This window comes from Dysgonomonas hofstadii (genome assembly GCF_014196915.1).
GTDB classification, from domain to species: Bacteria; Bacteroidota; Bacteroidia; order Bacteroidales; family Dysgonomonadaceae; genus Dysgonomonas; species Dysgonomonas hofstadii.
Map to the genome: position 1 here is coordinate 312,600 of NZ_JACIEP010000002.1, position 13,058 is coordinate 325,657.

General features: G+C 38.0%; 11 protein-coding genes. 10 read left to right on the forward strand and 1 reads right to left on the reverse strand.

Annotated elements, in window-relative coordinates; all coding sequences use genetic code 11:
* Positions 1-10: 10 nt before the first annotated feature.
* From GGR21_RS03330 to GGR21_RS03350, 5 genes are all read left to right on the forward strand, one after another.
* Complete coding sequence (locus tag GGR21_RS03330) at positions 11-994, forward strand: hypothetical protein (RefSeq protein ID WP_183305752.1); 984 nt, start codon at positions 11-13, stop codon at positions 992-994.
* A 125-nt stretch (positions 995-1,119) separates the two neighbouring features.
* Entirely contained in the window at positions 1,120-1,374 is a 255-nt protein-coding gene (locus tag GGR21_RS03335; RefSeq protein WP_183305753.1) for a hypothetical protein, read from the forward strand.
* Between the two features lie 88 nt (positions 1,375-1,462).
* Complete coding sequence (locus GGR21_RS03340; protein ID WP_183305754.1) at positions 1,463-1,717, forward strand: hypothetical protein; 255 nt, start codon at positions 1,463-1,465, stop codon at positions 1,715-1,717.
* Positions 1,674-2,099, forward strand: coding sequence for a hypothetical protein (locus tag GGR21_RS03345; protein ID WP_183305755.1), 426 nt, complete (start codon positions 1,674-1,676; stop codon positions 2,097-2,099). Before GGR21_RS03340 ends, GGR21_RS03345 begins: the two co-directional genes overlap by 44 nt.
* Before the next feature lie 137 nt (positions 2,100-2,236).
* Positions 2,237-2,575, forward strand: coding sequence for a helix-turn-helix domain-containing protein (locus GGR21_RS03350; RefSeq protein ID WP_183305756.1), 339 nt, complete (start codon positions 2,237-2,239; stop codon positions 2,573-2,575).
* Positions 2,576-2,980: 405 nt separating this feature from the next.
* Here the strand turns inward: GGR21_RS03350 and GGR21_RS03355 are convergent, their stop codons facing one another.
* Positions 2,981-3,667, reverse strand: coding sequence for an RNA polymerase sigma factor (locus GGR21_RS03355; protein ID WP_183305757.1), 687 nt, complete (start codon positions 3,665-3,667; stop codon positions 2,981-2,983).
* Positions 3,668-3,877: 210 nt separating this feature from the next.
* Between GGR21_RS03355 and GGR21_RS03360 the strand changes: the two genes are divergently transcribed.
* The 5 genes from GGR21_RS03360 to GGR21_RS03380 all read left to right on the forward strand — a co-directional run bounded on the left by GGR21_RS03360 (position 3,878) and on the right by GGR21_RS03380 (position 12,916).
* On the forward strand, positions 3,878-4,870 hold the full coding sequence (locus tag GGR21_RS03360; protein ID WP_221232899.1) for a FecR family protein: 993 nt from the start codon (positions 3,878-3,880) through the stop codon (positions 4,868-4,870).
* 90 nt (positions 4,871-4,960) lie between these two features.
* Complete coding sequence (locus GGR21_RS03365; RefSeq protein WP_183305759.1) at positions 4,961-8,389, forward strand: SusC/RagA family TonB-linked outer membrane protein; 3,429 nt, start codon at positions 4,961-4,963, stop codon at positions 8,387-8,389.
* A gap of 5 nt (positions 8,390-8,394) precedes the next feature.
* A complete protein-coding gene (locus GGR21_RS03370; protein WP_183305760.1) occupies positions 8,395-9,861 on the forward strand; it encodes a SusD/RagB family nutrient-binding outer membrane lipoprotein in 1,467 nt (488 codons plus the stop codon).
* The gene (locus GGR21_RS03375; protein ID WP_183305761.1) at positions 9,861-11,117 is read left to right on the forward strand and encodes a ComEC/Rec2 family competence protein; all 1,257 of its coding nucleotides are present in this window, start codon (positions 9,861-9,863) and stop codon (positions 11,115-11,117) included. The genes GGR21_RS03370 and GGR21_RS03375 overlap by 1 nt, the downstream gene beginning before the upstream one ends.
* Positions 11,118-11,332: 215 nt before the next feature.
* Positions 11,333-12,916: a calcineurin-like phosphoesterase C-terminal domain-containing protein gene (locus tag GGR21_RS03380; RefSeq protein WP_183305762.1), complete on the forward strand. Its 1,584-nt coding sequence runs from the start codon at positions 11,333-11,335 to the stop codon at positions 12,914-12,916.
* Positions 12,917-13,058: the final 142 nt, after the last annotated feature.

Here is a 13,058-nt window from a genome sequence, read left to right on the forward strand (position 1 = left end):
AGAAAAGAAGATGAAAAAGATAATAAATTATATACTAATTACCCTACTCTTATTTTCTGTTGTGAGTTGTGATAAGGAGCCTGAACTAAATGAAAACCTACATGGATATTATTTGTTAAGTCTGGATATTGTATACCCGTCAAATTCTTATGGTACTTATACCGCCGAATTTAATGGACAAAATATTTCTGAAACCAAATTCCTCAGAAGTATAGAAAAAGGAGAATTGAAAATATTTCCGAAAGATAGTAATACTCCTGAATTGACCATCAAGGATTATAATATCATCGAAAATGGAGAAAAGATTCGTTTGATAAAGTTACCTGGACAGAATATTGAACTATATAAAGAAGAGAATTTTGTTACTTTTCAAAATAATATTCAATTCATGTCTGACAACTACAAAGCGGTTTTCAATGGGCAGGAATTGGCAAAGGGATTGAACTATTATAAGAAAGTAAATGGATTGGATGGCGATTTAAAAATATATGAAGAAGGAAACCTTGAGCCTATTTTCTCTCAACCATTCTCTGTCATAGAAACAGGAACAAGTGTAATAAATCTTTTACAACTTTCCGAAACATTATTTCTTGATGTTCCAGAAGATACCGAAGTTGATCCGGAGTCAGACCGATATACTAAGGTACGCTTTTTTTATACTCCGAATGTGTTTCCCGGAGTCGAGAAAATCAAATTGGAAGTGCTCGAGTATACAAATTTAACTCCACTAGGTTCTATCGAAATGAATGTCGGTGAACTTTCTCCATATCTAACAATAGACTGGGATATTGTTACAAATGCAGGAGGAAATTTAAACGGATTATGCCAGATCATAACCGATGTTGCGACAGGGAATATCTTGGTCGACGGAGGAACCAATTATGATGCTGTAATTAATTTTATTAAGAATAATAATTATAAAAAAGTAACTTGTCAAATTCCTATAGGAGGTATAATGATAACACCAATCGCTAGTTTGAGCAATAAATGGTAGGTTTTTTCTCTCTATATTAAATGATATATATCATAGCTCTTGCTGCTTGGATTGGGCGAGAGCTATTTTTTTTTAAGATAATTAATGTTTATATATAATTCTACATCTGGGATTAGCATATTAGAATGAAAGGAATCGATAAGAGAAAGCACGAACATTTAATGCAATGTTTAGAAGAGCTTCGCCTGCAAACTACCGATGCGGAGCAAAGACGCAGTGTTGAAAACGAGATAGCAACATTATCCGAGATATACGACAGCTATATTTCATTCATCCATGCTGTAGAAACACAAGCCGACCGTTACAATTCCCTCTACAAAGATATACAAGTCAATACCTACAAGGAACTTCGCCGTGTCAGGCGCATACACAAGAAATGAAAAATACAGGAAGAGTTTGGAAAATCCCTTTCCGGCTTTTTCTTCTTTTCCTATTTTATTTAATACCAATCTAAAAAAATGAACAGTTATGAGTCCATTAAACAATTCGAGGCTGTTCCACCTATTGGCGGAATCCTCACAGCAACATGCCACAAAGGCTGCCTATGAACAAGCGTACAACGAATTTGTAGAACAACTCATCTTCTATTGCAAGCAGGAGGTTAATCCGACCTTACTCCTACAGAACTTGCATATGCTACGCATCGAGTTAAATTCTTTCGAGACTGTAAACCTGATTTGTGAGAGTAAAAAAAAATGTAGTCAAAGACCTTTTCCTAACTAAAACGATCCATCTGTTACTCTCCGAGCTGGAAGTCCTCGAACAACAGATGCGTTATCCTGACTTCTTTAAAGAAAAAGCAGAGCCTGAACAGATCAATCCGCTGATTGCTCTTTCTTCCTTACCTGCCGGGGTAAACCAGATAGACATTATGGAGGTTGCCAGTGGCATCTATTACCTGTTATTAGAAATTGGTGTTCCAAAAGTACTGTTTGCCTTTACCCATGTAGCCCGTACTTTCAGTTGGCTTTTTGGCTTCCGCTTCGATGACATCTACAAACGACGGGAAGATGTGTTAAAACGGACACCGGAGAAGAAAACCCAGTTCCTGCAACGGATGATTGAAGCCATTATCAAAGAAAGCAAGAAAAAAGGCTATTTATAATCAGTCGGTTCGCAATTATTTTACGGGGAGTAGATGATCTACCCCCGTTTTTTGTTTCTTTTCATTGCCGTACTTTGCTTTATCGATCGATTGGTAATAGTGACATGAGTATTAATCCAAAAGAAAAATAAAGCAGTATGTATATCAATAACGAAGATTTTGAAACATGGATGCAAAAGCTATCCAAGAAATTGACAGAAATAGGTCAGGACTTGAAATCTCTGATAAATACCGATAAGGTGTTTGACTCTGATGAGAAGTTTTTAGATAACCAGGATTTAGCTTTCCTGTTGAAAGTATCCTACAGGACTTTGCAACGCTACAGGGCAAGTAAGAAGCTCTCCTATTTCTCGATAGGTCATAAAACTTACTACCGTGTTAATGATGTCCGGAACTTTGTCCGTGAGCATATGGATTCGGGGACTTATCAGGAGTTTGAGAAGAAACACCCGAAAGAAGACGAGGATGAAAGGTGAGGATATGTTTTTTTCTTTCATATCCAATACATTGGAGCAACTAAAGAGTTTGGGAAACCGTAAAAAACACGGTGATTCTCTCTATGCCAAACAAAACTTTTGTATCTTTACAGCGAAGATAAGTTGCTCTTTGTATGTTGTGCAAGAAGAAGAGAAAAACAGAAGTTCTCTCGTTTCTAAATCGTTACCTATTGAGAATATAGAGACACATAATCTATTGATTAATAGCTGATAATAAATTTCACTATGCCTTGCCATATGCGTGCTGAGCCGTTTTTTTATTCCACCATATGACAAATATATTTTTGTATGGAGGATGAAAAAGAAGTAATTTGGGATTAAATATTTTTTATAATATAGGTTTTGTTGAACCCAATATCTTACTAGTATACATCCTTTTACTAGCTATTGTTCCATGAACAATAGTAAAATGGGTAACAGAAGCTTTAAATTCTCTGAATTGTTTATTGCATAATGGATAGTAAGCTCTTTGCGAACTGAAGAAAGAGCAGACGAAAGCCCATTGCGAACAGTTTTTTCACTCACAGACAGTTCTTCTGCAACCTGTTTTACCGTTTGGTTTTCTATATGACGTAATTGATAGATGCGGCGGGTGAGAAGAGGCATTTTTTGCAATATGCCATCAATGAAAATCAGTATCTCTTTTACATCAATTTCTTCATTGATATGCGTATAACTCAAATTGGTAAAACCTTGTTCGATAAGTACCTCATCGGGAATTTCTATGCGCTGCATATCTCTCTGCAATTGCTTTAATATCCTATAGGTTAACCGGCGCAATAAATAATTCTTAGCAGAATCATTGGTGTCAGTTTGTATTTCTTCTGAAGCAGACCAAATTGAAATCCAAAAATTTTGAGTAACATCACAAGCAACATCATAATTGTTCAATCTGGAAAATGTCCAATTATAAAACAGCTTTTCATAGCGTTCATATAGCACTCTGAAAGCCTTATCATCTTTTTTACTGATCCGTTGTAGTAGTTTCAGATCCGTCATTTTTCTTAGCTTTTCCCTGCAAAAATAAATTCCTCTTGTTTCAATTATGTTACATTCCTGATATTTTTTCATCACCTCGCAATTTATAACAATTACACTTCATATTCGATTTTTCCAATTGGGCTCAAGTGTTAACTATCTGTTTTGCAGAATAGTACAATGTATGTTTGGAAATTTAGCAAAAACGTAATGGGTTTCGGATGGGACATTTAGCCTTTTCAGGTCTTTTATCTAATAGGGAGGTTTATCTCCGTGTATAAAATCTAAAAAGTATAAAATTCAATGCGAGGGAAATTACTAAAACAATTGGACATCATCCTGAAATTTTTGGATCGATACGAAAAGAGTAATTCGGGTGACCGGGTCAAAAGGGTTCTAGATCAATGGAGTCCTGATATGGACGATATGAATGTAATGGATGAAGATGAAAAATCAATAGAAGCCAGAGAAAAAGTAAAGCTGATAGTCTTCGAACATGTTCATTCCGATCTGAGTCCGCATCCACTGCGGGTACTGTGGAACAATTACAGGAAGTATGCTGCTGTTGCCGCTATTGTCCTTGTTTTAGGAAGCGCCATATGGCTCTCTTTCGACCAATCAGGTAATATGACTCATCCGGCATTTGCGGAAATTCATAAGAATTGGCAAACAGAAAACTCCGAACGTATGACAATAAATCTTCCCGATGGTTCTACGGTGCAGATAAATGGCGGCAGTAGTTTGGAAATGGATGAGACCGCCTTTAATAAAGAGAAACGGGAAATCTGGCTTTCGGGAGAAGCTTTCTTCAATATAGCCAGGAATCCTGAAAAACCTTTCATTGTCCATACAGGAAGTGTGCAAACAACGGTAAGAGGAACTTCCTTCAACGTGAAGGCATATACGGAATTAGAAGAAACCGTAATCTCCGTACGTGAAGGGAAAGTGGAAGTAAGTGCTGATAACCAACTATGCGGAATACTAACCGCCAACAAGCAATTGAGCTATGACAAAGTAAGCGGCAAAGCCGAAACTGCCGATGCCGACTGGCACGAAGCTGCCGGATGGATAGGCGGGCAAATTGTTCTGAATCATGCCGGAGCAAAAGAACTGGCTTTACGGATCAAGCAATATTTTGGTATGGAGGTGATAATCGAAGACAATGCTCTCGAAGGAAAACAAATATCAGGAGTTTTTGCACCCGAAAGCAGTATCGTAGAAATGCTCAATACAATAAGCGCTGTACATCAGATACACTACGATATAAAAGAGAAAAAAGTAATCATTATTCCTTAATCGGCATCGGTTAGGATATTTGTCGGGAACGAAATGTGTCCGGAAACCTTTCGCAAACGACAGTTTACTCTAAATATTAAAGCATCTATAATGAATAAACAACTAAAGAAAATGAATGTTACACTTCTAAACAGAGTCAACCGATGGGTAGTTCTCATCGTAGCGGTTTTCGGTTTCTTTTGTTCACTACCGGCAAAAACGCTACAGATTGACGTACAATTTCCTGATGAACTTCTATCTATCCGGTTAAAAAAGATTAGTACCCAGGCAAATGCCTCTATCCTGTTCGATCCTCAATTAGTGAAAGATACCCGTTCCGAAGCTTTAAGCTCAACGAAAAACATGACAACCGGCCAACTGATAGCGCAGAGCCTGAAAGGGACACCGTTTTCATATAAGAAAACAGCAGCCACTTCTTATGCTATCATCAGAAAAGATGACGAAAAAGAAACAGATGCTCTTACTGTTCCTCACGGCCAAGGCACCATATCCGGTACAGTTCTCGACGAAGCCGGTAATCCTGTTACCGGAGTTACAGTTAGCATTCCGGGAACAACGATAGGGACGGTTACCGATGTCAATGGTAAGTACAGTTTGTCAAACATTCCGGAGGGGACTGTGAATGTACAATTTACCTTCATGTCGTATGAAACACAGTTGATGAGAGGTGTGAAAGTTATAGCAGATAAGGCAACATCCTTGGATGTAGTGTTGAAAGAAACAATGACCCAATTAGGCGAAGTAGTTGTAACTGCACTCGGTATAAAGAAAGATGTAAAAAAACTGGGTTATGCCGTTCAGGAAATAAACAATGACGAAATTTCGGAAATTCCATCCACTAACTTTGCTTCACAATTGAGTGGTAAAGTTGCCGGATTAACGGTTTTTAACACACCGAATTTATTACAGGAAAACAGAATAGAATTACGTGGACGTTCTCCATTAATTGTAATCAACGGAGTTCCGACCAACTCGAACGCTTACGACATCAGTGCAATGGATATTGATAAAGTAGTTGTATTGAAAGGAGCGACTGCTGCCGCTCTTTACGGGTCAAAAGGCCAGAACGGAGCTATACAGATCATAACTAAATCCGCACAGAAAGGAACATCTATAGAGCTAAGCCAGCGTTCGGTTTTCAATATGGGATGGATTGTTTACCCGAAAGTACAAACCAAATACGGAAATGGGGAAAAGGGACAGTATGCCTACTTCGACGGGCAAGGAAATGGTACATATGACAATGATTTTATTTGGGGTCCGGCGCTCGACAAACCCGATCCGTCAACATCCAGCGGAATCTGGGAAACTCCACAATGGGATAGCCCTATAGATGCTGACGGGAATAGGATACCAACCCCATTTACATCCCGCGGTAAAAATAATCTGAAAAACTTTCTCGAAACAGGTTACACTTTGAGTAACAACATAGCTATAACCTACGGGACTGAAAAGGGAAGTATTCGTGCAGGCTTTGGTTATGACTATACAAATGGTGCCATTCCAAATACAAGCCTAAAGAATTATAACGCATCATTAAACACAACTTTTGAAGTAACGAAAAAACTTAAACTGACAGCGAATATAGCTTTCAACAGACAGGATTCCCCAAATTTTCCACGTATTATATATGGCAATTCCAACATATTATACAACATGCTTATATGGGCAGGAACGGACGTGGATATGAGGGCGATGAAAAATTATTGGAAACCGGGACGGGAAAATTACGAGCAGGTATATTTCAATTATTCGTGGATAAACAATCCCTATTTTACAGCGTATGAACAGTTGGAAACCTATGTAAGGGATAAGACAAACGGTATATTTCTGGCTGAATATAAATTAAATGATCATTTCGAATTTGATGTGCGCCAGAGTATCGAGACTATCAGGGATAGCCGCGAGAGTAAGTTCCCATTCGATTATGTGGGCATGCGTGAAGGGGAATACGGCATCAATAACAACGATTGGAGTGAATTTAATACGGAGTTATTCATAAAATATAATGATACATTCGGTAAATTCGGATTGAATGCCTTTGTAGGAGCGGCGACTAATTATAAACAAAGCAAAAATATATACTCAAAGACACATGGTCTCAAAGTTCCCAATGTTTATAATTTAGCTAATACAAAGGGTGCTATTGCTTCAACCAATAATCTGACCGAATATGCCCGCAACAGCGTATTCACATCAGTAGATATTGATTATCTGAATACTTATTACTTGTCTCTAACCGGACGCGTTGATAAATCATCAGCCTTGCCTACTCAAAACAATAGTTATTTCTATCCGTCAGCCTCAGGTTCTGTTATATTGTCCAACTTGCTGGGATTACCTACGTCTACTTTCCTTAAAGCGCGGGGAACATGGTCTGTCGTACGTGCCGATTTACAGCCATATGAATACATGACCGCATATATGCCTGCTGTAATATATGGCACGGAATATAGTGTTTCATACCCGAATGTACTTGGCAATAATGAACTAAAAGCTCAAAATACGTCCGGTTATGAATTAGGATTGGGTGGAACTTTACTCAAAGGGTTGCTTAACTTTGACCTGACTTACTACAATTACATAGACTCAGACATGATATTCGACCAACCGGCATCAATTGCGTCGGGCTTCATCAGCCATAAAATAAATGGAAATAAATTCAGAAGATACGGTTTCGAGGCAATTGTTGGAACGGACATTAATATAACTAAAGAAGTAAAATGGAATAGTGCGATCAACTGGAGCCTTTATCGGAATGTGTTGAAAGAGATACATGGAGGCGCAGATAATCTGAATGGAGTAAAAGTCGGTGAAAGATTAGATAAATACATGACAACAAATACGATGATGAAATCTCCGTCAGGAGAGCTCATTATTGGAGACAACGGACTGCCGGTTCGTGATACAGAGCTTAAATCGTTGGGACATAGAGGCCCGTCATGGACAGCATCATGGAGTAACAAATTCTCGTATAAAAATTTTGATCTCAGTTTCTTGTTTGAAGCACGAATCGGAGGAAAAGATCAGGCAAATATGAATCGTCAGATGTGGTATTCAGGTGCACATCCCAATTCGGTAGGTTGGGAACGAGAGGATTATGTAGAAGGTAAACCTTATATAGCAAAAGGAGTAAATGTTGTATCCGGTTCTTTGACAACAGATGCGAACGGAAATGTTGTGGATACGAGAGTATTCAAGGAAAATGACCGTCCGACCGATTATAAATCATTTAGCGAGCAATACTATTACCGGATGAGTGGCGAGACAAACGCCTTTGACCTTTCGTTTCTGAAAATGCGGGAAATATCTTTAGGATACACCTTTCGGCCACAACTGCTGGAGAAGCTCAATATCGGGATGAAACAAGCATCTCTTAGTGTAGTTGCCTCCAACTTATTCATCATATCCGACTTCCCGATGTCCGACCCGGACGAAGGTTCGGGAGGGATGGATGAAAACAAACTGCAATTCCCATCGTATAGAAACATCGGTTTTAATATTAACGTCAAATTTTAAAAGCAATGAAGCTAATAAATATATTCTCAGTAATTATCGTATGTTTACTATTCTCATCGTGCGAGATAGACAAATACAATCTTGATCCAAACAGGCCTATAGAGGTAGAGCCTGAATCAATCTTACCGAATGTCCTGTTTCAGTCATTTAAGAATAGATACCCTTGGCAACCGGCTTTGGCAATGCGCCAGATAACCGCAGTTTCGGATGCACAAGACTGGCAGACATATAATTTTTCTTATGGCAGCTGGGACGAATATAATATTCTCCGTGATGTCCAGAAAATGAAAGAAACTGCTGAAAGAAACGAATCGCAGGAAGCATATATTGCCGTATCTCATATACTTAGGGCTCACAACTTTTACTTTCTTACCTGTTTTTATGGGGATATCCCTTATTCTCAGGCTTTGAAAGGGCAGGATAACACTGTTGCGGATCGTTTTACTCCTGTATATGATTCACAGAAAGATGTAATGATAGGTATTCTGGATGAATTGGAACAAGCAAATCAGATTCTTAAAAATGAACAGTTGATACTGAAAGGAGATATAATTTATAATGGAGACATAACGAAATGGCGTAAAGCGGCAAATTCATATAAACTCCGTATACTAATAATGCTTAGCAATAAAAAAGACGATAGTGACATACAAGTAACGCAAAAGTTTTCGGCAATCATTTCCAACCCGTCCGAATACCCTGTGTTTACAGATAGATCAGATGAATTGAAGTTGAACTATCTGGACGGAGATGGTACCAGATATCCATTATACGAGCATTTGGACACTCGTAACAAGCGATATATGGGAAAAACAATTTGCGATTTGATGAAAAACTTACAAGACCCACGTTTATTCTATTATGCAATGCCTTCGAACAACGCGAAGCAGCAAGGGAAAGCGGATACAGATTTTTCAGCTTATGATGGGATTGACGCAACTCAAAAGTCGGAAGATATTAATTCGGATGCAGAATCAGGAGATTTCAGCCGTATTAATCAAATAAATTATACGACGTTTCAGGTAGGAAAGCCATCTCTGGCTCTCTCCCACTCGGAGATAATGCTTGCTATTGCAGAAGCTATTACCAGGGGCTGGATTAGCGGCAATGCCGGGACATATTATAATGCAGCAATGAGAGCTTCTATGGAATTCTATGATATAGGTGAGTCTGATATAACTGATTATATAAACGGGGTGGCTAAATATAATCCGACAAAGGCATTGCAACAGATATATGAACAGCGTTATATCTTGTTTTATCATCAAAACGATTTTGAACCTTTATTTCATTATCACCGGACAGGCTATCCTCAAATATCTTGTGGTATGGGACAAGTAACGGCAACCGTACCCTACAAAATGTTGTATCCTCAATCGGAACAAACAGTAAATAAAAATAATTGGGATAATGCAATAAAAGCGCAGGGATATACCTCCGACAGAATATTAAATAAACTTTGGATATACTGATGAAAAAAGCGATTATAATATTATTGACTGTTTTGTTGAGCTTGTATATACAAGCTCAACAATTACATGAATCATATCCTCAATGGCAAAAAGGCGATTTTGATGCATTGATGATAAATACAGGGCGTGGTGATGCCATGCTTATTACCATGCCGGATGGCACACGAATGCTTATTGATGCCGGAGAGCTGGATCTCGAAGATCCTCGTACATGGTCGCCTAGAAATACAACAGCAAAACCAAATGCTTCTCGTTTTGCATACCAATGGATTTCTCATTACATCCGGATATTAACACCAAAAGGAGAAAAGCCTGTATTAGATTATTCCTTGATCACACATTTTCACGACGATCATTACGGATTAGTTTATGATGGTTCGGCTAAATCTTGCGAAGGCGGCTATTTACTCTCGGGAATAACCGGTGTTGGTGATAATATTCCTATTCGCAAGATTGTCGACAGGGGATACCCTGACTATAATCAGCCATACAATTTGGAATACCATTTGGCTAATGGGGCGAACAAGAAAGAATATCAAACATTTATTAATTACAAAGAGTTTCTTGATTATCACAAAAAAGAATCGGGGCTTGTAATAGAAAAGTTCGATGTCGGGTCAGATACACAGTTTGTTCCTAAGTCTGGATTCTCCGGATTCAAAATACGGAATCTATATGCAAATGGATATACAGCCAACAAAGAAATAGAACCTCTTTATAGCGATACCGCTTCTTACAAAGCTTCTGAAAACAATGTCAGCTGCGCATTGCGCATCAACTATGGTAAATTCAGTATGTTTATAGGAGGTGATATAACTGGAATTGGAGGTGTTGGTGATCCACAAAGTTATAATGTAGAAAGTGCGATTGCCCCTTTAATTGGAAGAGTCGATGTTGCAGTGGCTAATCATCATGCCGGAAGAGATGTGCTGAATTCAACATTTATCGGGACATTGAGGCCGAGGGTATGGATGCAGTCGGTTTGGTCGAGTGACCAGCCTGCACACAAGACACTCATACGCCTGACATCAAAAGGTATATACCCGGACGACAGGGATTTATTTGCCACTAATATACTTGATGTAAATAGGAATTTTATTGGAGATTTAGTAGAAAAGGCGTATAAATCTACCGATGGGCATATCCTTCTGAGAGTTAAGGAAAACGGAGAGTATTATATTTATATACTGGACTCAGACCGCAATGATTTGAAATTGAAACAGAAATTTGGCCCATATTCAGGTTTTACTAAATAAAAGGTCTATAAAATGAATATGAAATACCCGATGGTATAATCTTGATATTTCAATGTATATTTATTTATAATTTTCGATTTATTAATACTGTCGTAACATCTAAAAAATATCTTTGCTCCCGGGAAATATTACCCAATCATTATAATCATGTCTGATAAAGAATTGTTTGAAGCAATTACTATATAAATTAGCAAAAGACAAAATAATCTGTTTTTATGAAAAAACTATTACTCATTACGTTCTTACTGACAAGTTTATTTAATTTGTCGGCACAGCAACTAGCCAAAGGCTATGTATTTGAAGACATAAATAACAACGGACAAAAAGAGAAAAAGGAAAAGGGGATCGCCGATGTTGCCGTATCGAACGGAACGGATGTTGTATTGACAGATTCCGAAGGTAAATATACTTTGCCTGTAGGTGATGATAATATCATCTTTGTAATAAAACCAACCGGATATAAAATTCCTGTAAATGAGTATAACTTCCTCCAATTTTATTATATACATAAACCCAAAGGGTCACCCTCATCCTTTTTTTATAAAGGAGTAGAGCCGACAGGCGAATTACCAAAATCGATAGACTTTGGCCTTATCAGATACAATGAACCGGAGGTTTATTCGTCATTCATCTTTGGGGACTCACAGGTTTACTCTGAGCAGGAAGTAGAATATTTTATCAAAGGTATTGTAAATGAGGCAAAAGAAAGAAGCGGTCTAAGCTTCGGCATTACGTTAGGTGACCTTGTAGGAGATAATCTGAATCTACATTTGTTATACAAAGAGGCTATTAAACAAATGGGATTACCTTGGTATAATGTCATTGGTAATCACGATATGAATTATGATGCCAAAGAAGATATATTTTCTGACGAGACATTCGAATCTAATTTTGGTCCGGCAAACTATTCTTTCAATTATGGGAAAGTGCATTATATTGTACTGGATGATATACTTTATCCTAACCCTGTCACAGGCAAAGGATATCTTGGCGGATTGAGAGAAGATCAATTGAAATTTGTAGAAAACGATCTTAAATTTGTACAGCCGGATCAGCTCATTATAATCAGTATGCATATTCCTTTGTTTGATAGGCAAGACAAAGATGCTTTCAGGGAAACAGACAGGCAACAACTGTATTCGTTGTTAAATAGCTATCCGAATGTATTAGTATTATCCGCCCATACACACATTCAGTCCCATAATTTTATAGGAAAAGAAGATGGGTTGGACAGGGAGAAACCGATTCACGAATATAATGTGGGAACCTCCTGTGGTGACTGGTATTCAGGAGTACTCAATGCTAAAGGCTTGCCGACATCTACAATGCGTGACGGGACACCCCAGGGGTATGCAATTATAAATATAAAAGGCGATAAATATACATTGGACTATAAAGTAGCCGGACAGCCGGACGATTACCAGATATCCATATATAACCCCAAAGTTGTACCTTATAAAGGACGATGGATCACATCGGGGATATATGCCAATTTCTTTATGGGATCAGATAATGATAATGTAGAATACCGTGTCGATGATGGGACATGGACAAAAATGACAAAAATAGATGATTACGATCCTGCCTACTATCGTTATATGCAGGACTGGGATTATTTAGACGAAGTAAAACCTGTAAGAAGACCTTCGAATGCGCAGATATGCCGCCATTTGTGGCGTGCCAGTATACCAAGTAACCTCCCCATAGGAGAGCATCGCATAGAAGTTCGGGCAACTGATATGTTTGGACGGGTATTTACTCAAAACAGTACATATAAGATAAAGGAACTTCCTAAATAAAAAAACACTACTTAATTCGGAATAAGCGGCTAGGGATTAGTCGCTTATTTTTATATTGTAACCTGACTTTTAAGTGTCATATAATACTGCATTTAAAATATTAGCAAAATTGTAATAGTCAAGTCACCTTCTGGTAATTGTA